The following is a 21,320-nucleotide window of genomic DNA, read 5'->3' as shown; positions in this document are numbered from 1 at the left end:
GTCCTACTCCGCGGCGCCCTCGTGCGCCGCCACCATCTTGCGGCGCCTGGTTTTTTCGATCACGCCGCCGATCACGGGCCAGACCAGGATCGCTACCGCCAGCGCCATGATCGTGCCCACCAGGCCGTTCGACCAGAACACGTTCATCTCGCCCTGCGACATCAGCATGGTCTGACGGAACGAATCCTCGGCCCGGTCTCCAAGCACCAGTGCCAGCACCAGCGGCGCCAGCGGGTAATCGAGCTTCTTGAGCACGTAGCCGATCACGCCGAAGATCAACATCAGCCAGACGTCGAACATCGCGTTGTGCACGGTGAACGCGCCAATCGCGCAGACCACCAGAATCAGCGGCGCGATGATCGCGAACGGGATGCGCAGGATGGCGGCAAACAGCGGCACCGTCGACAGCACGACGATCAGGCCGGCCAGATTGCCCAGATACATGCTGGCGATCAGGCCCCACACGAACGTCTTCTGCTCGGCAAACAACAGCGGCCCCGGCTGCAGCCCCCAGATCATCAGACCACCGAGCAGCACGGCCGCCGTGGCGGACCCGGGAATACCCAGTGCCAGCATCGGCAGCAGCGCGCTGGTGCCGGCCGCGTGCGCGGCGCATTCAGGCGCGATAACGCCTTCGACGTTGCCCTTGCCAAACGTGTCCCGCTTGCGGGAAAAACGCTTGGCCACGCCGTAGCCCATGAACGAAGCGGCCGTGGCACCGCCAGGCGTCACACCGAGCCAGCAGCCGATGATCGACGAACGGATCAGCGTCATCCAGTAGCGCGGCAGCTCGGCCCAGGTCTTCAGCACCACCTTGAGGTCGATGTTGGCGCGCTTGCCACGGAAGGCGATGCCTTCCTCCATCGTCATCAGGATCTCGCTGATGCCGAACAGCCCGATCACCACCACCAGGAAGTCGAAGCCACGCAGCAGCTCCGTGGAACCGAACGTCATGCGCAGCGTGCCCGACACGGTATCCATGCCGACGGCCGCCAGCGCAAAGCCGATGCACATCGCAATCAGGATCTTGGCCTTGGATTCCTTGCCCATGCCGATGAAGCTGCAGAACGTGAGGAAGTAGACCGCGAAGAATTCCGGCGGGCCAAAGCGCAGCGCGAACTTCGCCACCATCGGCGCCAGAAACGTGATCAGCAGCACGCCGGCCAGCGCGCCCAGGAACGATCCCGTGAACGCGGATGTCAGCGCGCGCCCCGCTTCGCCCTGCTGCGCCATCGGATAGCCATCGAACGTCGTGGCCACCGACCACGCCTCGCCCGGAATATTGAACAGGATCGACGTGATGGCCCCGCCAAACAACGCGCCCCAGTAGATGCAGGACAGCATGATGATGGCCGACGTCGGTTCCATCGAAAACGTCAGCGGCAGCAGGATGGCCACGCCATTGGGGCCGCCCAGGCCGGGCAGCACGCCCACCACGATGCCCAGCAGAATGCCCACCAGCATCAGCCCGACGTTGTGCCACGACATCGCCACGGCAAAGCCGCCCATCAGTGCATTGAGTTCTTCCATGCGCTTCCCCTCAGAATCCAAAGGCCGCTTCGAGCGGCCCCTTGGGCAGCGGCACGCGGAACTGCATTTCGAAAATCCAGAACAGCACCGCATTGATGGCCACGCCGGTCAGCACGGCACGCCACCACGCAAACTTGCCAATCGCCAGCATGAAGCCCGCGATGAAGATCGCGGATGCCACGTAGATGCCCAGGAACGAGATCAGGGACACATAGACGGTCAGCGGCACCAGGATCACGGCCACCTGCTTCAGTTGCGGCCAGGTCACGAACACCGCGTCGTTCGGCGTGCGCAAGGCCTGCCACAGCACGACCAGGCACGCGATAAAGATCAGCGCACCGATGCGCAGCGGGAAATAACCGGCCTGCGGGCCGTCGGGCGCCCAGCCGGCCCCGATCTGGTAGTTCGTCACCATCACCACCACCGCGCCGATGGCGATCAGGATGGCCATGCCGATTTCGGCAGCGCGCACCGTGATCGCCGCCGGCGCGGCAGCGTCATGCGTTGGATTGCTCATTGGGTCTGTCTCCCCATTCTGTTTTGACTCCCCTCTCTCATCTGCGGGAGAGGGGAGCAAACCATCAGCCATCAAACGGCGCTTACTTCGCCGCCACGAAACCCGCTTCCTTGATGATGTCCTTATGGCGCGTCTCGTCCGCGGTCAGGAACTCGGTCAGTTTCTGGCCCGTGATGAAATCGTTCTTGAGCGCGTTCTTCTCGAGGTATTCCTTCCACTCGGGCGTGGCCACCACCTTCTGCATCAGCTCCACGTAGAACTTCTGCTGATCCGGCGTGACGCCACCGGGCAGCATGAACACGCGCAGCATCTGGTATTGCACGTCCAGCCCCTGCTCCTTGCAGGTCGGGATGTCGTGCCAGCTCTGGGTGCCCGTGACCTTGGTGGTGTACTGCATGCGCTCCGGCGCGTACACGCACAGCGCGCGATGCTCGCCGGCGCGCCACTGTCCGATCGATTCGGAAGGATTGTTGACGTTGGAGTCGATATGCTTGCCCGACAGCTGCGTCGCGGCCTCGCCGCCACCCTTGTACGGGATGTAGATAAAGCGGACGCCTGCCTTGCGCTCCGTCTGCGCGGTGATGATCTGGTCTTCGCGCTTGGAACTCGTACCGCCCATCTTGAACTTGCCCGGCGTCTTTTTCACTTCGGCCAGATAGTCGGACGGCGTCTTGTATGGGTCCTGGGCATTGGTCCAGAGTACGAACTCGTCCATCGCCACCATCGCCACCGGCGTCAGGTCGCGCCAGTTGAACGGGAGCTGGCTGATCATCGGCACCGTATAGAGTGCTGACGACGTGACCAGCAGCTTGTGCGCGTCGCCCTTCGATGCCTTGGTATCCATCAACCCTTCAGCGCCGCTGGCACCGGCCTTGTTCACGACGATCATGGGCTGGTTCATCAGCTTGTGCTTGGCGATGATGCCCTGGATCGAGCGCGCCATCTGATCCGATGCACCGCCCGCGCTGAATGGCACGATCACTTCCACAGGCTTGGTCGGTTCCCATGCAAAAGCCGGCGCGGCGGCCAGCGCGACACCAAACAGCGAGGCGCACGCAAGCGCGCGCGCGGCATAACGAAACGTCATGGTCTGTCTCCTTTGGGTGGCGGCCGTGCGCTCTGGCGGCGCATCGGCACTGTTGTCGTGGCGGCTTCTGAGGGGCCGCCTCCTTCTGCTACATCGGTCGGGTTGCCAGTCTCCCGCTCAGGCGGCGCGCAATGCGGGCTGCGACGCCGCTGCCTTGCGCAGGCTATCCATCGCGGCCAGCACACCGCCGGCCTGATGCGGCACGCCGGCCAGCGCCAGGCCCATTTCAACGCCAGCCAGCGTGCCCATCAGCGTCAGGTCGTTGAAATCGCCCAGGTGGCCAATGCGGAAGACCTTGCCCGACAGCTTGGACAGGCCCTGCCCCAGCGACATGTTGAAGTTCTCCAGCACCACCTTGCGGAATGCGTCCGCGCTATGGCCATCGGGCATGACCACGGCGGTCAGCGCGGGGCTGTATTCGGCCGGGTTCTGGCACAGGATCTCCAGGCCCCAGGCCGTCACGCATGCGCGCGTGGCGGCTGCATGCCGTTGATGGCGCGCGAACACGTTTGCCAGCCCTTCTTCGAACAGCATGTCGCAGGCTTCGGACAACCCGTAGAGCAGGTTCGTGGCCGGCGTGTATGGCCAGAAGCCGTTCTTGTTCGATTCGAGAATTTCTTCCCAGCCCCAGAACGCCTTGGGCAGTTTCGCCTTGGCCGACGCGGCAATCGCCTTCTGGCTGACCGCGTTGAACGAGATGCCCGGCGGCAGCATCAGCCCCTTCTGCGAGCCGGATACCGTGACATCGACACCCCATTCGTCATGGCGATAGTCGACCGAGCCGAGCGACGAAATCGTATCCACCAGCAACAACGCCGGGTGGCTTGCACCATCGATGGCGCGCCGCACGGCCGCGATATCGGACGTCACGCCAGTCGACGTTTCGTTATGGACCACGCAAACCGCCTTGATCTCATGGTTGCGGTCATCGGCCAGGCGCGCGCCGATGGCGGCGGCATCCACGCCGTGGCGCCAGTCGCCCACGATGAATTCGGGATTCAGGCCGAGCTTGTCGGCCATCTTCTTCCACAGCGATGCAAAGTGGCCCGTTTCGTACATCAGCACCTTGTCACCCGGCGACAGCGTATTGACCAGCGCCGCCTCCCACGCGCCGGTACCCGACGCGGGATAGATCACCACCGGCTGTTCGGTTTGAAAAACCTTGCGGATATCGGCCAGTACCTTCTTGCCGAGTTGCTGGAACTCGGGGCCACGGTGATCGATGGTCGGATAGTCCATCGCGCGCAGCACGCGATCCGGCACGTTGGTGGGGCCCGGAATCTGCAGGAAGTGCCGGCCGCTGGGGTGGGAATTCAGTCGGATCATGTCGCCTCGTGTCCTCACGTTTGAATTTTGTATTCAAAAAACTCGGATGCACTACAGCGCCGGCATGCGGGATAATGTTGGCGGGCGCAAACACCTGCCTCTCCGCTAAAAACCCTTGTAAATCAACAACTACAAGGCTTTGATGCCAGTCGTTGCATGGTTCCGGACAGAAAAAATGCTACCGGAACGAGATTCGTGCTTGCCCCAGAGTAGGTTTTGAATACAATACTGTCAAGCCACACGATCCCTGATGAGCACTTCTCCGACCATCTCTTCCCAAGCCGTGGACCGCCAGATCCTGCATGTGGCGGTAGCCCAGCGCCTGCGCACGATGATCATGGAAGGCGATCTGGCGCCCGGCACCCGGCTCAACGAACGCGTGCTGTGCGACCTGCTGCAGGTTTCGCGCACGCCGTTGCGCGAGGCCTTCAAGGTACTGGCCGCCGACGGACTGGTGACATTGCTGCCGAACCGTGGCGCCGAGGTCGTGGTCCTGTCGCAGGAAACCGTCGACCACCTGTTCGAGATGATGGGCGCGCTGGAAGCGATGTCCGGTGAACTGGCCTGCCAGCGCATCACCGAGGCCGAGCTCAACGAGATCCGCGCGCTGCATTTCGAGATGCTGGCGTGCCACGCACGCCGCGACCTGCCCAATTACTACGCGCTGAACCGGCGCATCCACGACGCGATCAACGCCGCGGCGCGCAATCCGATTCTTGAGGAGACTTATCGACGCATCAACCTGCGTATCCAGGCGCTGCGGTTTCGCTCGAACTTCGACCACGACAAATGGGACATGGCGGTGCGCGAGCACGGCATCATGCTCGATGCCCTGGCCAAGCGCGACGGTGCAGCCCTGCGAGACATCCTGCGCGCGCACTTGAAACACAAGCACGATGCGCTGATCGCCGAACTAGAACGCGCACAGAACGTCGCCGCCTGAACGGACGCGCGCATCGGCGCGCTCTCCGGCCATGACGGTGCGTCCTTAGTGCACGCAAACGGAGACATCCCCGCTCATGGCCTTGCCCGTCACTCCCACGCCACCCGGCGTGCAGCCGCTGCGCTTCATGCCTGGCGCGGCTTCCGCTCCTGCCCTGCAATCGCCGCTGTACCGGCGCCTGGCCGCCGAACTGCGTGGCGAAGTGCTGTTCGACACCGCGAGCCGTGGACGTTATGCCACCGATGCGTCGATCTATCAGATCATGCCGATCGGTGTGGTCGTGCCACGCGATGAAGCCGACGCACGGCTTGCGCTCGATATCGCGCGCGACCTGAAGGCCCCGCTGCTGCCGCGCGGCGGCGGCACCAGCCAGTGCGGACAGACCGTGGGCGAGGCGCTGGTCATCGACAACAGCAAGTACCTGAACCAGGTCATCGACTTCGACCCCGTGGCGCGTACCGTGACCGTGCAGCCCGGTATCGTGCTCGATCACCTGAATGCATGGCTCAAGCCGCACGGCCTGTGGTTTCCGGTGGACGTTTCCACGGCCGCGCAATGCACGATCGGTGGCATGACGGGCAACAACTCGTGCGGCTCCCGCTCAATCCAGTACGGCAACATGGTGCACAACGTGCTGGGCGTGCAGGCCATCCTGGCCAATGGCGACGACGTGCGCTTCGACGCCGAGTGGCCGGCGGAAGACGCGCCGCATCGCGCGATTGCCGACGGCGTGCGCCGCATTGCCGAGCGCGAGCGCGAAGCCATCGCGCAGATGTACCCAAGGGTGCTGCGCCGCGTGGGCGGCTACAACCTCGACATCTTCCAGCCACAGAGCGAACGGCCCTATACGGCCGATGGCAGCGTCAACCTGGCGCATCTGCTGGTTGGCTCCGAAGGCACGCTGGCCTATTTCCGCCAGATCACGCTGCAGCTCGCGCCGCTGCCCACGCACAAGGCGCTGGGCGTGGTCAATTTCCCCACCTTCTACCAGTCGATGGACCTCACGCGCCATATCGTGGCGCTCGGGCCTGCGGCGGTGGAGCTGGTCGACCGCACGATGATCGATCTGGCGCGCAGCAATCCCGCGTTCCGTCCGGTCATCGACAAGGCATTGATCGGCGAACCCGAGGCGATCCTGCTCGTCGAGTTTGCCGGCGAAGACCGCGACGCCACGCTGCGCGGCCTGCGGCGACTGGTGGAACTGATGGCGGACCTGGGCCTGCCTGGCTCAGTGGTGGAAATGCCGGATGCCGGCGCGCAGAAGGCGCTATGGGAAGTGCGCAAGGCCGGCCTGAACATCATGATGAGCATGAAGGGCGACGGCAAGCCGGTGTCATTCATCGAGGATTGCGCGGTGCCGCTGGAACATCTGGCCGAGTACACGTCGCGCCTGACAGAAGTCTTCCACAAGCACGGCACGCGCGGCACCTGGTACGCGCACGCCAGCGTCGGCACGCTGCATGTGCGGCCAATCCTCGATATGCGCCGCGACGGCGCGGGCAAGATGCGCGCCATCGCCGAGGAAGCCGCCGCAATGGTGCGCGAGTACAAGGGCGCCTACTCGGGCGAACATGGCGATGGGCTGTGCCGCGGCGAATGGGTGGCCTGGCAGTTCGGCCCGTCGCTGGCCAAGGCGTTCGAGGAAGTCAAAGCACTGTTCGATCCCAACAACCGCTGCAATCCGGGCAAGATCGTGCGCACGCCAAAGATGGACGATGCCGCGCTGTTCCGCTTTTCGCCCAGCTATTCGGTCAAGCCGCTGCAGCCCGCGCTGGACTGGTCGGCATGGAACGTCACGCGCAATCCCGTCACCGAAGCCGAGAGCGCGCCCGGCACCGGACTCGATCCGGCGCGCGGCCTGGCTGCCGCCGTCGAGATGTGCAACAACAACGGCCACTGCCGCAAGTTCGATGCGGGCACGATGTGCCCGAGCTACCGCGTCACGCGCGACGAACAGCATCTGACGAGAGGCCGCGCCAATACGCTGCGGCTGGCACTGTCTGGCCAGCTTGGCGATAAAGGGTTGCTCGATCCCGCCGTCAAGGAGACGATGGACCTGTGCGTCTCATGCAAAGGCTGCAAGCGCGACTGCCCCACCGGCATCGACATGGCGAAGATGAAGATCGAAGTCCGCGCCGCGAACGCCAAGGCCGGCCGCCTGCGCGCACGCGACAAGCTCGTGGCATTCCTGCCGCGCTACGCTGGCATCGCCAGCAAGTTGCCCTGGCTGTTCAACCTGCGTGACCGCGTGCCGGGGCTGCCGCTGCTTGGCGAAAAACTGCTGGGGCTGTCGGCAAAGCGTTCGCTGCCGCGCTGGCAACCGGCCTTCCTGACCGACGGCTATGTGAGCCAGCCCGCCGGCGGCAAGGAGGTGGTGCTATTCGTCGATACCTTCAACAACCACATGGAGCCTGAGAACGCGCGCGCAGCGCAGCGCGTGCTGCAGGCTGCTGGCTATGTCGTGCATCTGTCCGGGGTCCCGGGGGAGCGCCCGCTGTGCTGCGGCCGCACGTTCCTGGCGGCCGGCCTCGTCGACGAGGCACGCGCTGAAGCCAAGCGAGCGCTCGATGCCCTGCTGCCGTTTTTTTCGCGCGGCGTTGCGGTCGTGGGCCTTGAGCCGTCGTGCCTGCTGTCAATGCGCGACGAATTCCTGCAGTACGGCTATGGCGATGCCGCGCGGCAGTTGGCGGACAACGCATTCCTGTTCGAGGAATTCCTGGTCCGCGAACATGCGGCGGGACGTTTCGCGCCGACGTTAAAACCTATCGGCCACGGGCAGGCCCTGCTGCACGGTCATTGCCATCAGAAGGCGTTCGACGCGGTACGTCCCGTGGAGCAGGTTCTGGGATGGATTCCCGAGCTCAAGACATCGCTGATCGAGTCGTCGTGCTGTGGCATGGCTGGCAGCTTTGGCTACGAGGCCGAGCACCATGAGGTATCGATGAAGATGGGGGAACTGTCGTTGCTGCCCGCCGTGCGCAAGGCTGAAGCCGGAACGCTGGTGGTGGCCGATGGCACGAGCTGCCGGCACCAGATCCACGATGGCGCCGGACGGGAGGCACTGCATGTGGCGCGGGTGCTGGAGATGGCGCTGTAGTCGCGCAAAGGCCGGCCCTCTCCCCCGGCCCCTCTCCCGCAGGCGGGAGAGGGGAGAACACCGAGGGGATTTTTGATAGCGGCACCAGATCCACGATGGCGCCGGGCGGGAGGCGCTGCATGTGGCGCGGGTGCTGGAGATGGCGCTGTAGTCGCGTAAAGGCCGGCCCTCTCCCCCGGCCCCTCTCCCGCACGCGGGAGAGGGGAGAACACCGAGGGGTTTTTTTAATACCCGTCTGTTTGCTCCCCTCTCCCGCACAGCGGGAGAGGGGCTGGGGGAGAGGGCCGGCGCCTCATTCACCCCGGCCGCCGGCCATCACTGCGGCACCAGTTCCACCCGCTCCTTGCTTTCCTTCTCCACCGCCTTGCGCGAATACACCAGCGGGAAATACTCGCCCTTGGCCCACAGCGGCGCGAGGTCACGATAGTGCGGGCTGGCCGGATTGCCCGACTGTCCCGGCGTGTTCACCACGCGCGACGCATCCCAGTTGCCCACGTCCAGCACCATGCGGAACGACGCACCGGCCGTCAGCTGGAAATCGCTGTTGCGGTAGCTCGTATTCATGGGCGTGAACGATGATCCGCCGATCGGGCCAGCATTGACATCGAACTGCTGACGCTGGTTCGCATCGAGAATCGGATCGAGCGGATGGCTGAACACCGCCGTGTGCAGCTTGCCCCATTGCCACGCCTTGGGATCGGTGCCAAGCCGCTTTTCCACCTCAACCATCGCGGACTTCAACGTGCCCATGATGATCTCGTTGCGCTTGTCCACCGGCATCCAGGTATCGGGCCGTTCCAGCACCGCGATCACGCGGCTGGCATCGCCAGCGCCAACAAGCCGCGAACCGTCCTGCGACAGCGCCGCGCGCACGACGGCCGTGCGCAGATGCTTGCTGAACCAGACTTCGAACAGCGCCGCCGCCGCGCTGTCGGCGCGCTCGTTGCCGTCCCAGTTGCGCAGCAGGTCCAAGCCACGCTGCACCTGTGCATCGCTGCTGTTCAGCGGCTTGATCAGTGCCACCATCCGTTGCGCGGGCAGCGATACCGTGTCGTTCTGCCACGCCATCGAATCCTCCAGCGAACTGCGCGGGTTGGCACCGACCAGCGCCTTCAGGCGGCGCGCACGCGAGCTGTCGCTCCACTCGTAGCCCACGCCGATCTTCGCGGCCGGATGATTGGGCGGGATATTGTTTTCGTTGGCCGTCACCACGTAACCGGGCGCCGGATTGAAGGCCCACGGCAACTCGTCCATATTGCGATAACCGGCCCACTCGTAGCGGCCATCGCCCGGCACTGGCATCAGGCCATCCCAGTTAGGACGATTCACGGTCAGCCCGCCCGGAACCCAGCCGATGTTGCCCGAGCGGTCGGCGTAGACCTGGTTCTCGCCAGGCGCGCCCCAACGATTCATCGCGGCGCGGAACTGGTCCCAGTTCTGAGCGCGCATATAGTCCATCGATCCGAAGTACGGCGCCATGCCGTAGTCGAGCCAGGCCGCGCGCAGTGCATAGGCGCGATTGGACTTGGCATCGGCGTACAGCACCGGGCCGTGGCGCGTGTAGTCGACCGTCACCTTGCGCGGCGTGGGTTCGCCTCGTACCGCGATCTGCTCGGTCACGGTTTCCATCGGTTCCCAGCGGCCCTTGTAGCGGTACTCGTGCGGCTGGGCGGCATTGGTCTCGTAGATGTAGAGGTCTTCCTGATCCATGTAGAACCGGGTCAGGCCGAAGGCAATCGTGCCGTTGTGGCCAATCGAGATGCCCGGCAGGAACGGCTCGCCCGCACCGATCACCGACAACCCAGGTGCATTGAGATGGCTGATATAGCGCAGGCTCGGTGCGCCATGCGCGCGGTGCGGATCGTTGGCCAGGATCGGCCGGCCCGTCGTGGTACGGCTGCCCGCGATCACCCAGTTGTTCGACCCCAGGCTGCGCCCGGTATCGCTGTTCGCGTCGACGGTGGCATAGAGCTGGTCCACCGGGAGGTTCTCCGCCTTGCTGGCGCCCCCTTGCCACCAGTCTTTCGGAAAGCGTGGCGCGGCGGTCGCCAGGTCGTACGCCTTGCGCAGTTCCGCGCCGGGCACGGCGCATGTATCGAGTCCGTCCGGCACCTTCGGCTCGACTGACGGGTCGAGTTCGCGGCGCACCCAGTCGGCACGCACGGCGTTGGGTTTCACGTGGCAGAAAATCTGTGCGCGATCGATTTCACCGGTGAAATTCAAGGTCAGCCCGTGGTGGCGAATGCGCACGATATCTTCGGCACGCCAGCGCGATGGCTTGTAGTTGAGGATCTTGAACTCGGGCGGCAGCAGTTCCGGACGCGCCTCCACCTGCGCCACGTAGGCATTCACGCCGGCGACGAATGCCTCGGCAACGCGCTTGGCATCGGACCCATAGGCCAGCCATTCGCGGTACATGTCGCCGCGGAACAGCACCGCGCGCGCCATGCGGTCTCCCTCCACATAGGCTGGCCCGAAGTCCTTCGCCATTTCGCCGAGACCGCGCTTGCGCCACAGGTCGATCTGCCAGAGCCGATCGCGTGCGGCCATGAAACCCTGCACGTAGAACGCGTCGTAGAGCGTATTGGCGTAGATGTGCGGCACACCCCAGCGGTCAATCAGCACCGTGGCCGGCTTCTCAAGGCCTGGCACCGCATACTTGTCGATACCCGCGGCGTGGGCAGGCAGGCAGGCAGCGGCCAGCCAGAAGGCGGCGACGGCTGCGCGGCGCCATGAACGGGTGGGACGGAACATCGTGACTCCTCGGCGGAAACTGATGCGAGGATAACGGAATGTGACGGCGACGGCGATCCTGCACTGCCGCAAACAAACGGCCGTTGGCGTGCGGCAGCCTGCGCCCGTCAGTAGACGTCGCGCCGGTAGTGGCCCGTTTCGATCATCTGCTGCAACCGCGCTTCACCAAGGATTTCGGTCAACACCGCATGCACGCCTCCGGCCATGCCCTGCAGACTGCCGCACACATGGATCGCCGCGCCCTGCGCCACCCATTCGGCCACGGCCGCCGCATTGGCGCGCACGGCGTCCTGCACATAGTGCGGCGTGCCGCCATCGCGCGACCACGCGTGGTCTACATGCTGCAGCACCCCCGCTTCATGCCATGCGCGGAGTTCCGCCCCGTGGAAGTCGTCGCACGTGGCGGAGCGCTCGCCGAACAGCAGCCAGTTGCGATGCCGGCCCGCGGCCGCGCGCGACTTGATCAACGCGCGCAGCCCCGCCAGGCCCGTGCCGTTGCCGATCAGGATCAGCGGCCGGTCGTCGTCGGGCGCATGGAAGGCGCGGTTGGTTCGCACGCGCAGCGCGACATATCCGCCCTCCGCCACGTACCGCGTCAGCCAGCCCGATGCCAGACCAAGCCGGCCATCCTCGCGCACGGTCTGGCGCACCAGCAGCTCCAGCCGCCCATCGGCGGGCAGCGAGGCAATCGAATATTCGCGGTGCGGCAACGCGGGCAGCGCGTCGATCAACTGCTGGGGCTTCAGGTCCGCCATCGTCGCCATATGGGCATCGGGCAGCGGCAGTCGTGTGGCCAGTGCATCGGCCAGCGTCATCGCACGGCTGTCACAGCGCACCGGTATCGCCCCGTCGAGCGATAGGCGGTCCAGCAGGCGTGCCACCACATCGGGCGGCTGGCAGGGTCCCACTTCCGCGATATCGCCGGCCTGCCAGCCTGGCCCGCCGCCATCCTCCGGCACCAGCGCCAGATGAAATGCCGGCTCGCCAAGGCTGCCCGGATTGAGCAGGCGCCGCTCCACCAACTGCCAGCGGCCATAGCGCGGGCGCTCCCAGTCTTCGATTTCGGCGCCGCCGCTCAATGCGGACAGATGGTTCTGCCAATGGCGTAGCGCGCCGGGGTCGCCATTGTCGACCTCGACCATATCGAACAGTGGCAGCGCATGATGGCGTTGCAACCACGCGGACAGCGCATGGCCAAAGGCGCAGAACCGCGCATAGCTGCTGTCGCCGAGCGCCAGAATGCCGTAGCGAAGCGTCTTCAGTGTTTCAGGGGTGGTGCCCGACAACAGCTTGCGCGCGAAACCCGATGCGGCATCGGGCGCGTCGCCCTCGCCGGTGGTGCTGACCAGAAACAATGCCTGATCGCACGCGGCCAGGCGCGCGCCATCGAGATCGGCAAAGGAAAGCAGTTGAACCGGCACACCGGCGCCTTGCAGCGCACGCGCGGTCTGGGCGGCCAGTTGCTCGGCAAACCCGGTCTGACTGGCATAGGCCACCAGCGTCGGCCTGGTCTGGCCATCGTCCGGTGTGGACGGCACCATGCGTGCCGCGCGGCGGCGGCGATGGGCGCCAACAATGGCGGCGCAGAAACCGGCGTACGCGATAACCACACCAGCGGCCGTCAGCGCGCGGCCATGCGCCAGCATGGCCAGCGCCACGCCCATCATGAAGACGATCCACCAGAACCAGCGCGTCATGACAGCATCGCCGCAAAAGCCGGCGTGGTCAGTTCATCGAACCCGGCGGGCGTGCGCACCAGAAAGCGTGCCGCCAGCCGTTGGCGCTGGGCGAAGGCCATACCGGCCTGCGGACCGAGCACGGTCAGCGCGGTGGACAGCGCGTCGGCCATCATGCAGTCGCGGTGGATGACCGTGACCGACGCCAGCGCATGCGCTGCCGGGTAGCCGGTGCGCGGGTCGATGGTGTGGGCAAAGCGTTGGCCGTCCTGCTCGAAATAGCGGCGATAGTCGCCCGACGTGGCCACCGACAACCCGAGCAAAGCGATCAACGTGCGCGCCGATGCATCGCCATCGGCGGCCGGCGACTCCAGTTCGACCCACCACGGCATGCCATCGGGCTTGAGCCCCTGGCCGCGCAATTCACCGCCGATCTCCACCAGATGATGCGGCACGCCCTGGGCATCGAGATAACGCGATACGGCATCGACCGCGAAGCCCTTGGCGATGGCGCAGAAATCCAGCGAAACACCGCCGGGCTGAAGCGCGCGGCGTAGCGGCGCATCGACCTCCAGCCGCTGCCATCCGCAACGTTCGCGCAGCCGCGCCACTTCGTCGGCCGGCGGCGCAGCCGTGCGCCTGCCGGTGGGGCCAAAGCCCCAGAGGTCGACCAATGGGCCGGCCGTGGGATCGTAGGCACCGCCGCTGTCGCGCGCCGTCTGCAACGCGGCCTGCAGCACCGTGAAGCAGTCTTCCGGCAAGGTGATCCAGCTACCGGCGACGGCGCGGTTGAACGACGTCACGTCCGACGACCCGGACCAGTTGCTCATCTGCGCGATGACGCCGTCGAGCACGGCATGAATTCCTACGCCGATGCCAGCATCGACGTCAGCACCCAAAGCCGCAAGCGGCAACACCGCGCTGACCGACCACGTGGTGCCCATCGTTTCGCCGGCCCATTGCCGCAACCGTCCCTGCGAAACAGGCGACGGCGGCGGCGCGGACAGCGCGGTGGGGATCAGCACACGGTGCATCGGTCTTTACTGCGGCAACACTTCCACGGTCACCGCATACGTCGCGCGGCGGGTCTTGGCTTCCTTGATCGTGGTCTTGTCATCCTTGAGTTCGGCTTCCATCCAGTACATGCCCGGCGCCGGATACTTGACGCTGAACTTGCCGTCGGCGTCAGTCGTAGCCGCGATCTCGTTCAGCCGATCGCGGTAGCGGATGCCACCCGGCACCACCGACACCTTCTGGTTAGCAGCCGGCTTGCCATCGAGCAGCAGGCGGAAGCTGGCCGACTCACCGGCGATCAGGTCGTTCGGGTGGGTGATCGGCGCCAGTTCCAGGCCCTTGCCCGTTGCGCCCAGCACCTGCTTGGTCGGGCGGCCATTGGTGACATAGGTTTCCACTCGGCCCGCGATTTCATTGACCTGCAGGTCCTGCGCACCGGCCGGCACGTTCTTGGCAAACGCATCGGCCGAACCGCGCCAGCGCCGCGTCTGGCCGTTTTCCTTCCAGCTGGCGAACACGCCCTGGTTGATCACGGCGACGCGATAGGTACCCGGCTGCGTCAGGTGAAGGTCAAACGTGCTGCGGTATTTGCCGGTGGACGCGTTCTCCGGTTGCACGGCGGACTTGCCATCCGGCGCGGTCACGGCGAGGTTGTCGAGCCGCATCGGCACGTGTTCGAAGTAGAACAGGTCATTGGACACGGCGGCGTCCACGGTCACCCATGCGTCTTTCTCGGACAGCACGGTGGCGGACGGCAGCAGCCACTGGCGATGCGCGTGCGCTGCCAGCGGGGCCAGCGCGGCAAGGGCCAGCACGGCCATACGGGTGGAAAAGCGGGCAGGTTTTTTCATCGTCGGACTCCGTTCCATTCGATCGAATCAGGGTTTCACTTCGACGGTCACGCCGCCGAGCTCATGTTCGCCTTTGACGCTCGCCGTCTGCGCCGACTTTGCCGGCCACGTGAACGGCACACGCACCGGCTCGCGGCCACCCACCTCGCGGGCGGCCTCCACGACAAGCTGGTAGTCGCCGGCCGGCAGCTTGTTCAGCGGCACCTTGCCGTCCTTGAAACTCAGCGCGTGCTCACCCGGCGCGTGCGTGGCGCCGGAAATACCATCGGCGGGCATCTGTATGTCGCGGCCCGCCTTGCGCCACCACTGGCGCATGTCCTTGAGCCACTTCGTACCTTCGCCTTCCTTGTTTTTGGCGTCGTACCAGACCGCCAGCGTGGACACCGGGCTCTGGTCGGCGCGCTCGATCCACATCGCCACGTACGGACGGTGGTACTCGGCCACGTTCAGGCGCGGAATTTCCACCTTGACGTTAAGGTCCGCGGCCCCGGCGGGTGCCAGCGGCGCGGCAGCGAGGCCAGTCATGGTGACGGTCAGGAGTCGGCGCATTGTCAAAACTACCTTTCTCGATGGAATGGAAAGCGGGTCAGTGGATGTACAGGATGGCCAGCAGCAGCGGAATCACCAGACCCGCGCCCACCAGCGGCCACGTGGCCATTCGGCCCGATGCGTGCAGCTTCAGCAGGACCAGGCCCGTCACGCTGAAGACCAGGCAGGCGATGGCGAATACGTCGATGAACAGACTCCATGCACGGCCCGTGTTGCGGCCCTTGTGCAGGTCATTCAGATACGAGATGGCGCCACGCGACGTGGCTTCGTACTGCACCTCGCCGGAATCGAGCGCGACGCTGACCCAGGCATCGCCGCCCGGCCGTGGCAGTCCCACATAGATCTCGTCCGCCGACCATTCCGCCTCACGTCCTGCCGCGTCCACCTCCAGCGTGCGCGCCAGCCATTCGGCCAGCGCCGGAGGCACGATGCCCTTCTGGTTTTTCGACTCCACCCCGGACGGTGCGGCACGACGCAGCGCACTGACGACATCGCGCGGCGCGGTTTCGCTGCGCGTGACCACGCTGGGCCTGGCCTCGATCTGCGCCGCGTGATTGAGCGTGAACCCGGTGATGGCGAACATCAGCATCCCGATCAGACAGATCGCGGAACTGATCCAGTGCCACTGGTGAAGATGTTTGAGCCAGAAGGCGCGGCGCTGCTGGCCGGAAACTGGCGCGGTGTCGGTCATTCGGTTGCGGAAACGATGAGCGGGGTGCGCCGGTCGGCACGTCATCCGCCTGCAAGGCTGGCGATGGCATCACAAAGCCGGCGCAAGCCGAGCGATGATAATGATTCTCATCTGTGCCGGCAACAAATCACCGACGCGCCGCCGGGTCGTTTTGATTACGGTTGATTACGGGTCGCGGCGCATGTAAGGCCGCACCGCAGCCGTCGTGTTGCAGACGGGTGAGGAAGGAATCCATCGGGAAGCGCAGCCCTTGTCGCGCCGGGTGGCGAAGCTGCTGGAGGACGGGCGCTGATTCGCCGTCCTCGAAAACGCGCGCCCCGACATGGCGCGGCGCGCGTTGGATCGGAACGTCAGCCGTTCGCGGCCAGGGCCGAATCGGGGCTGCGCCGGAAGCTGATCGCCAGGCGGTTGAAGGCATTCATCAGGCCGATGGCCATCGTCAGATCGGCCAGTTCCTTCTCGCCGAATACCGCCGCCGCGGCATCGAAGTCAGCCTGCGGCACGTGCGTGTCCGCCACGCGCGTCACCGACTCCGCCCAACGCAGCGCAGCCTGTTCGCGCTCGCTGAACAGCGCGCCGGCCTCGTGCCACGCCTGCACCAGCGCCAGCTTCTGCGGCGACACACCCTTCTTGATCAGGTCTCGCGTGTGCATGTCCAGGCAATAGGCGCAGCCATTGATCTGGCTGACGCGCAGATAGACCAGTTCGACGAGCACGTCTTCCAGACCCGACTGCATGATGTATCCATACACGCCGCCGAATGCCTTGACGCCGCCGGGCGACGCCTTGGTGTAGTCCAATCTCATTTCAGGCTCCTTTATCTCGCATTCACTTCTGGTTCTGGTAGACGGTCAGTTCCTTGTCGTCGGTGTCGACGATAAACACGGCCAGCAGCTTGGCCGGCTTGGTCTTGCTGGCATTGCGGCTCACCGGGTGACGCGAGCCGGGTTCCTCATAGAACGCTTCTCCTGCCTTGTAGACACGTTCGGGCCCGTCGTTCACCTTGCTCGCAATGCTGCCAGAAACCACATAGGCATAGATGAACGCCGACTTGGCGTGCACGTGCGGCTGGGACGCGCCACCCGGCGCATAGTCCACCTCAACGGCCACCACCGACTTGCCGGGGATATTGGTAATCGGCTGCGAGAAATTCGGTTTCACGGATTCACCGGCGGCGTGATCGGCGGCGCCGTGGGCAGCGGCGGCACCCGAAAGCGCCAGACCGACTGCTGCAACAACAGAAACAAGAAGATGACGGGGTTTCATGATTCAGCTCCAGATGTCCAAGTCGACGGTAGAATCATGGACGCTTCCTGGTACATCAAAAAGAACCAAGAAGCTCAATTCCTGATGTACCAGAGATCATGACGACCATCCTGAATCTGCAACTCGACCGTGCGTCCAAGACTTCACTGGCGGAGCAGATACGGCTCGGCATTGCCGGCGCCATCGACAGCCAGGTGTTGTTGCCGGGCGCGCGGCTGCCGTCGTGGGTCGACCTTGCCACGCAGCTCGGTGTGGCACGCGGCACGGTCAAGGCCGCCTATGAGCGGCTGGTCGATGCGCAGTTGCTGATTTCGTCGCGCGCCGGCGGGACGCGGGTAGCGGAGCGGACGTCCACCGCACGCCCTGGAGCCGAGACGGCGCGCTCGATCGAATCCGACTTGCAGTCCGCGCTGTATCAGCACTTCTTGCCGGGCCCCGCCGTCTTTCAGATGGGTGTACCGGCCTCCGACTGCTTTCCTGCGACGTTGTTCGCACGGCTGCGCGCGCGGGCGGCGCGCGAGGAAATCGAAGCTCCGGCAACCTATCCGGACCCGCGTGGAGAACATGCGCTGCGGCGCGAGATCGCCGCGCACCTGGCCTTGTCGCGTGGCATCGAATGCCAGCCCTCGCAAGTCTTTGTGGCGGCCGGATTCACCGGCGCGCTTGGCGTGGCATTGCGCGTGATACAGGCCCCCGGCCGCAAGGCGTGGGTCGAGAATCCGGGATTCCTGCCTGCACGCACCGCGTTGGCGATCAGCCAGCTCACGACGGAAGCCATTCCCGTCGACGAGGAAGGCATCGACGTCGACTACGGCGAGCGTCATGCGCCGGACGCAGCCGTGGCATTGGTCACGCCGGGACAGCAAGCGCCGCTCGGTCCCACGCTGTCACTCTCACGGCGGATGCAACTACTGGAGTGGGCCGGCCGCGCAGACGCATGGATCATCGAGGACGATTACCTGGGCGAACTTCAGCTCCGGCGCCGTGCCGCTCCGGCGCTGGCGTCGCTGGATCGCGCGGGCCGCGTCATTCATATCGGATCGTTCAGTAAGACGATCAGTCCGACGCTACGGCTGGGCTTTATCGTGGCACCGCCTGGCCTGGTCGCCCGCTTCGAAGAAGCCGTGGCCTGCCTGGGTTCGGCCCCCGGCCCCGCCGTGCAGGCAGCCACCGCCGAGTTCATGCGCGAAGGGCACTACATGCGGCATCTGCGGCGGATGAAGCGCGTCTATGCCAGCCGCGGCGAGACATTGCTCGATGCGCTGGCGGCCAGGCAGTTCCACGCCTACCCGGCGGGGCTGGCCGTGGTCGTGCAACTGCCCGACGGCGCCGACGACCGGCGCATCGCGCGCGAAGCCTATGCATATGGCCTGGCACCCGCGCCGCTATCGGGCTTCTACTGCTCCGCGTCCACGCAGCGCTCCGGACTGCTGCTTGGCGTGGCGACCGCCATCGAACGGCAAGTGCCGAATGCCTGCGACCGGCTACAGCAACTGATTCGCAAGTTCGCTTGACTGACGCCGTTCCCCACGGCGGCGCAAACATCGATCCTGCGCCGCGCGGGGGGAATCAGAACCGCACGGCACCAAACCAGCCCGACGGCAGGCCGCCCTATTTTTCCGCGAAGGCCGCGCGCACTTCGGCAATGGTCGCGGCCTTGTCCTGCAGATGCGGGTAGTGGCCGATGTCGGGTAACACTCGGAACTTCAGGTTTGCCCGGCGCGCCAACTCTTCACCCATCTCCTTCCTGATGTAGTTGTCCTGCTCGCCCCAGACCACCGTAACCGGCGTGGTCAGCGCGGCAAGGTTTGCCTCGAAGCGGTCTTCGTCACGGGTGAAGTGCGTGTAGTAGTGATAGAACGCATCGGCCGATGTCATTTCACCGTGCGGCCAACCTCGCGCCATATCGGCCTTGTACTCGGCCGGCAGCTCATAGTGCAAAGCGGGCGGCAATCCGCCCGTGAAGACGTTCTGCAGGACTTCGTCGCGCGACTTGTTGAAGGCGGCACGCACCGCGTCAGCCGATTTCGGATCCTTGAGTGCCCGCAGACGTTCGCTCATGTATTGCGGACGATTGAACGGCGCGAAATCGCCGACGATGATGCGCCTTGCTATCGCGGGGTCGTCGATGGCTGCTAGCAGTGCTGGCAATGCGCCGATGTCGGTCGCATAGATAACCAGATTCCGCTTGTCGATGCCGGCCGTCTCGATATAGCGGCGCAGGACATTGGCATAGTCGCGCGGCGCATATGAAAACCGCTCCGCCGCGGGGCGCGACGACTGTCCATATCCGGGCCAGTCGAACGCATGAACTTCGTAATCCGCCCCAAGCGTCGTGGCGATCTCGCGCCACGCGAAAATCGTTTCGGGAAAGCCATGCAGGAACAGCACGGTGCCCTTCGGCGCAACGTTGTGCACGACCATTCGCCTGAGCTGTAAATCCGCATCGATCCGCACCTCGCCTATTTCGGGAGCCTGCGGCTGCACCGGCGTGGCCTGCGCGCCGCCGGTCAGAAGCGATCCGGCCAGCGCCGCTGCGCCGGCCGCGGCGGAAAATCGAAATGGATTACGTGTCGTGGAGTGCCTTGTCATGTCCTTCACCTTTCTCTTGAATCGCGGCACTCAGAGCGGGACCAACGCGGCTGCCGTCTGTTGCCAAGCCGAATTGAAGGACGGCGTTGTATCTGTGCAAAGGGGGATGGCACGCCCAAGCGTATTGCCAAGTATCGTGCGCGGCCGTTGATACGTTGGCATACAAAAATCCCGACGACACGAGATTCGCCTGTGCTCTGATGCGAGGCCTACGCTGAGAGTTGCGGGTCGGGTCCATCCGGGCGCGACTCGCCGAGGCAATTCATCTGCACCGAAGGACAAGATCATGCGCCACATTCTGAAGACCCTGCCAGCCCTGGTTGCCGTCACGGCCGCCGCGGCATTTTGCCTGCCCGCATTCGCTCAAAGTGCGCAGGATGCGATACGTCCGCCGGCATTGCTGCCGCTCAATGGCGAGGCCGCTCCCAAACTGGTGCCTTACGCGCCGCTGCCCGAGCCGCTGGCGCGTGGCGTCGTCATCGTCCAGTTCAGAACCGAGAACTTCCGCGTAATGCCAGTGTTCGGCAAGACCGCGACGGAGATATCACCGCGCATCGGGCACCTGCACGTGACCGTCGATGATGCGCACGGCACGTGGGCTCACACCAGCCAGGACCCGATCATCGTCGTGGGGCTGACACCGGGTGCGCACAAGCTCCGCCTGGAACTGGCCGACCCCAACCACAAGATCCTGGCCACCGAAATCGTCCCCGTGACGGTGCCCGACGTGAAGGCCGCCACACCTCATCAGCACTGAGGCGTGGCACGGACTGGTGCGGGACGGATCAGCGCAGTACGCGGTACGTCGACTGCACCAGCCCGGAAGGAAAGTGGCGGCACGATTCCAGCGACAAGCTCACGTCGTGCCGCAAGGTGCCGAACAGCGGCCTGCCCGATCCGAGCAGGACGGGCACCGTTGTCACCACGAGGTCGGCAATTAATCCATCGCGCAGAAACGATTGGATGATTTGTCCGCCATCGACATACACGCGCCGCACGCCTTGCGCGGCGAGTTCCAACATGGCGTCCGCCGGCGACAGCCCCGAGAAGCGGACCTTGCCCTGCAAGCCATCGGGCACCGGTTGGTCGGCCAGTTGCCGGGACAGCACCAGCACGGGCCGGTCGTAGAACCACTCCCCCAGCGTCACGATCTTTTCGTAGCTGCCGCGCCCCATCACGATCATGTCCTTGTCGGCGATGAATTCCGCGTAGCCGTGGTCTTCGGCTGGGTCATCCCGTTCCAGCAGCCAGGCAATGTCGCCATCGTCGCGGGCAATGAAACCATCGAGGCTGGTAGCGATAAAAACGTGTCCGGTAATTCCGGTAGTTCCGATAGTTCCAGTCGTCATTGAGTGCTTTGTGTTCGATGTATCTGGCGATGGGTGTCCGGCCGAAGACGGCTTACACCCGCCATCGGCATAAACCCG

General features: G+C 65.0%; 19 protein-coding genes. 5 read left to right on the top strand and 14 right to left on the bottom strand.

Annotated features, from left to right (window positions below; translation table 11 throughout):
* Positions 1–3 precede the first annotated feature (3 nt).
* The 4 genes from AC3FLX_RS01465 to AC3FLX_RS01450 form a co-directional block, all read right to left on the bottom strand.
* Entirely contained in the window at positions 4–1,530 is a 1,527-nt protein-coding gene (locus AC3FLX_RS01465; RefSeq protein WP_488693218.1) for a tripartite tricarboxylate transporter permease, read from the bottom strand.
* Positions 1,531–1,540: 10 nt separating this feature from the next.
* Positions 1,541–2,047 carry a tripartite tricarboxylate transporter TctB family protein gene (locus AC3FLX_RS01460; protein ID WP_488693217.1) on the bottom strand — a complete coding sequence of 169 codons (507 nt, stop codon included), beginning with the start codon at positions 2,045–2,047 and terminating at the stop codon, positions 1,541–1,543.
* A gap of 82 nt (positions 2,048–2,129) precedes the next feature.
* The gene (locus AC3FLX_RS01455) at positions 2,130–3,134 is read right to left on the bottom strand and encodes a Bug family tripartite tricarboxylate transporter substrate binding protein (RefSeq protein ID WP_488693216.1); all 1,005 of its coding nucleotides are present in this window, start codon (positions 3,132–3,134) and stop codon (positions 2,130–2,132) included.
* 117 nt (positions 3,135–3,251) lie between these two features.
* The gene (locus tag AC3FLX_RS01450; RefSeq protein ID WP_488693215.1) at positions 3,252–4,460 is read right to left on the bottom strand and encodes a pyridoxal-phosphate-dependent aminotransferase family protein; all 1,209 of its coding nucleotides are present in this window, start codon (positions 4,458–4,460) and stop codon (positions 3,252–3,254) included.
* A gap of 250 nt (positions 4,461–4,710) precedes the next feature.
* On the opposite strand from AC3FLX_RS01450, the gene AC3FLX_RS01445 reads away from it, so the two are divergent.
* Together AC3FLX_RS01445 and AC3FLX_RS01440 are read left to right on the top strand one after the other, a co-directional pair.
* Entirely contained in the window at positions 4,711–5,403 is a 693-nt protein-coding gene (locus AC3FLX_RS01445; RefSeq protein WP_488693214.1) for a GntR family transcriptional regulator, read from the top strand.
* Positions 5,404–5,479: 76 nt separating this feature from the next.
* On the top strand, positions 5,480–8,500 hold the full coding sequence (locus tag AC3FLX_RS01440) for an FAD-binding and (Fe-S)-binding domain-containing protein (protein ID WP_488693213.1): 3,021 nt from the start codon (positions 5,480–5,482) through the stop codon (positions 8,498–8,500).
* A 315-nt stretch (positions 8,501–8,815) separates the two neighbouring features.
* Here AC3FLX_RS01440 and AC3FLX_RS01435 read toward each other — a convergent pair whose 3' ends face one another.
* From AC3FLX_RS01435 to AC3FLX_RS01410, 6 genes are all read right to left on the bottom strand, one after another.
* Complete coding sequence (locus AC3FLX_RS01435; RefSeq protein ID WP_488693212.1) at positions 8,816–11,254, bottom strand: penicillin acylase family protein; 2,439 nt, start codon at positions 11,252–11,254, stop codon at positions 8,816–8,818.
* A gap of 107 nt (positions 11,255–11,361) precedes the next feature.
* Positions 11,362–12,951 carry a flavodoxin domain-containing protein gene (locus AC3FLX_RS01430; RefSeq protein ID WP_488693211.1) on the bottom strand — a complete coding sequence of 530 codons (1,590 nt, stop codon included), beginning with the start codon at positions 12,949–12,951 and terminating at the stop codon, positions 11,362–11,364.
* Positions 12,948–13,964, bottom strand: coding sequence for an FAD:protein FMN transferase (locus AC3FLX_RS01425; RefSeq protein WP_488693210.1), 1,017 nt, complete (start codon positions 13,962–13,964; stop codon positions 12,948–12,950). The genes AC3FLX_RS01430 and AC3FLX_RS01425 overlap by 4 nt, the downstream gene beginning before the upstream one ends.
* A gap of 6 nt (positions 13,965–13,970) precedes the next feature.
* Positions 13,971–14,795: a DUF4198 domain-containing protein gene (locus AC3FLX_RS01420; RefSeq protein ID WP_488693209.1), complete on the bottom strand. Its 825-nt coding sequence runs from the start codon at positions 14,793–14,795 to the stop codon at positions 13,971–13,973.
* A gap of 27 nt (positions 14,796–14,822) precedes the next feature.
* Positions 14,823–15,344, bottom strand: a complete 522-nt coding sequence (locus tag AC3FLX_RS01415) for a DUF2271 domain-containing protein (protein ID WP_488693208.1) — start codon at positions 15,342–15,344, stop codon at positions 14,823–14,825.
* Between the two features lie 37 nt (positions 15,345–15,381).
* Complete coding sequence (locus AC3FLX_RS01410; RefSeq protein WP_488693207.1) at positions 15,382–16,035, bottom strand: PepSY-associated TM helix domain-containing protein; 654 nt, start codon at positions 16,033–16,035, stop codon at positions 15,382–15,384.
* Here AC3FLX_RS01410 and AC3FLX_RS01405 point away from each other — a divergent pair.
* Positions 15,964–16,200, top strand: a complete 237-nt coding sequence (locus AC3FLX_RS01405; protein WP_488693728.1) for a hypothetical protein — start codon at positions 15,964–15,966, stop codon at positions 16,198–16,200. The genes AC3FLX_RS01410 and AC3FLX_RS01405 overlap by 72 nt on opposite strands.
* A gap of 185 nt (positions 16,201–16,385) precedes the next feature.
* Here the strand turns inward: AC3FLX_RS01405 and AC3FLX_RS01400 are convergent, their stop codons facing one another.
* Together AC3FLX_RS01400 and AC3FLX_RS01395 are read right to left on the bottom strand one after the other, a co-directional pair.
* Positions 16,386–16,841 carry a carboxymuconolactone decarboxylase family protein gene (locus AC3FLX_RS01400; RefSeq protein WP_488693206.1) on the bottom strand — a complete coding sequence of 152 codons (456 nt, stop codon included), beginning with the start codon at positions 16,839–16,841 and terminating at the stop codon, positions 16,386–16,388.
* Between the two features lie 22 nt (positions 16,842–16,863).
* Positions 16,864–17,301, bottom strand: coding sequence for a cupin domain-containing protein (locus tag AC3FLX_RS01395; protein WP_488693205.1), 438 nt, complete (start codon positions 17,299–17,301; stop codon positions 16,864–16,866).
* 98 nt (positions 17,302–17,399) lie between these two features.
* On the opposite strand from AC3FLX_RS01395, the gene pdxR reads away from it, so the two are divergent.
* Positions 17,400–18,815 (top strand): MocR-like pyridoxine biosynthesis transcription factor PdxR, encoded by a 1,416-nt coding sequence (pdxR, locus tag AC3FLX_RS01390; RefSeq protein WP_488693204.1) that lies wholly within the window; start codon positions 17,400–17,402, stop codon positions 18,813–18,815.
* 97 nt (positions 18,816–18,912) lie between these two features.
* Here the strand turns inward: pdxR and AC3FLX_RS01385 are convergent, their stop codons facing one another.
* Positions 18,913–19,893, bottom strand: coding sequence for an alpha/beta fold hydrolase (locus AC3FLX_RS01385; RefSeq protein ID WP_488693203.1), 981 nt, complete (start codon positions 19,891–19,893; stop codon positions 18,913–18,915).
* 286 nt (positions 19,894–20,179) lie between these two features.
* On the opposite strand from AC3FLX_RS01385, the gene AC3FLX_RS01380 reads away from it, so the two are divergent.
* Positions 20,180–20,650 (top strand): DUF6130 family protein, encoded by a 471-nt coding sequence (locus AC3FLX_RS01380; protein WP_488693202.1) that lies wholly within the window; start codon positions 20,180–20,182, stop codon positions 20,648–20,650.
* Between the two features lie 28 nt (positions 20,651–20,678).
* Here the strand turns inward: AC3FLX_RS01380 and AC3FLX_RS01375 are convergent, their stop codons facing one another.
* Positions 20,679–21,242, bottom strand: a complete 564-nt coding sequence (locus AC3FLX_RS01375; RefSeq protein ID WP_488693201.1) for a dihydrofolate reductase family protein — start codon at positions 21,240–21,242, stop codon at positions 20,679–20,681.
* Positions 21,243–21,320: the final 78 nt, after the last annotated feature.

The sequence above is a fragment of the Cupriavidus sp. 291-E7 genome (genome assembly GCF_057798835.1).
The sequence above is the reverse complement of the archived record's forward strand: the minus strand, read 5'-3'. Positions and strand labels throughout refer to the sequence as shown.

Bases quoted from the DNA above. Each gene is read 5' to 3' on its own strand.
- AC3FLX_RS01395 (WP_488693205.1), bottom strand. From the start codon at position 17,301: ATGAAACCCCGTCATCTTCTTGTTTCTGTTGTTGCAGCAGTCGGTCTG.
- AC3FLX_RS01455 (WP_488693216.1), bottom strand. From the start codon at position 3,134: ATGACGTTTCGTTATGCCGCGCGCGCGCTTGCGTGCGCCTCGCTGTTT.
- AC3FLX_RS01425 (WP_488693210.1), bottom strand. From the start codon at position 13,964: ATGCACCGTGTGCTGATCCCCACCGCGCTGTCCGCGCCGCCGCCGTCG.
- AC3FLX_RS01400 (WP_488693206.1), bottom strand. From the start codon at position 16,841: ATGAGATTGGACTACACCAAGGCGTCGCCCGGCGGCGTCAAGGCATTC.
- pdxR (WP_488693204.1), top strand. From the start codon at position 17,400: ATGACGACCATCCTGAATCTGCAACTCGACCGTGCGTCCAAGACTTCA.
- AC3FLX_RS01415 (WP_488693208.1), bottom strand. From the start codon at position 15,344: ATGCGCCGACTCCTGACCGTCACCATGACTGGCCTCGCTGCCGCGCCG.
- AC3FLX_RS01465 (WP_488693218.1), bottom strand. From the start codon at position 1,530: ATGGAAGAACTCAATGCACTGATGGGCGGCTTTGCCGTGGCGATGTCG.
- AC3FLX_RS01460 (WP_488693217.1), bottom strand. From the start codon at position 2,047: ATGAGCAATCCAACGCATGACGCTGCCGCGCCGGCGGCGATCACGGTG.
- AC3FLX_RS01450 (WP_488693215.1), bottom strand. From the start codon at position 4,460: ATGATCCGACTGAATTCCCACCCCAGCGGCCGGCACTTCCTGCAGATT.
- AC3FLX_RS01420 (WP_488693209.1), bottom strand. From the start codon at position 14,795: ATGAAAAAACCTGCCCGCTTTTCCACCCGTATGGCCGTGCTGGCCCTT.
- AC3FLX_RS01385 (WP_488693203.1), bottom strand. From the start codon at position 19,893: ATGACAAGGCACTCCACGACACGTAATCCATTTCGATTTTCCGCCGCG.
- AC3FLX_RS01435 (WP_488693212.1), bottom strand. From the start codon at position 11,254: ATGTTCCGTCCCACCCGTTCATGGCGCCGCGCAGCCGTCGCCGCCTTC.
- AC3FLX_RS01375 (WP_488693201.1), bottom strand. From the start codon at position 21,242: ATGACGACTGGAACTATCGGAACTACCGGAATTACCGGACACGTTTTT.
- AC3FLX_RS01445 (WP_488693214.1), top strand. From the start codon at position 4,711: ATGAGCACTTCTCCGACCATCTCTTCCCAAGCCGTGGACCGCCAGATC.
- AC3FLX_RS01410 (WP_488693207.1), bottom strand. From the start codon at position 16,035: ATGACCGACACCGCGCCAGTTTCCGGCCAGCAGCGCCGCGCCTTCTGG.
- AC3FLX_RS01430 (WP_488693211.1), bottom strand. From the start codon at position 12,951: ATGACGCGCTGGTTCTGGTGGATCGTCTTCATGATGGGCGTGGCGCTG.
- AC3FLX_RS01440 (WP_488693213.1), top strand. From the start codon at position 5,480: ATGGCCTTGCCCGTCACTCCCACGCCACCCGGCGTGCAGCCGCTGCGC.
- AC3FLX_RS01380 (WP_488693202.1), top strand. From the start codon at position 20,180: ATGCGCCACATTCTGAAGACCCTGCCAGCCCTGGTTGCCGTCACGGCC.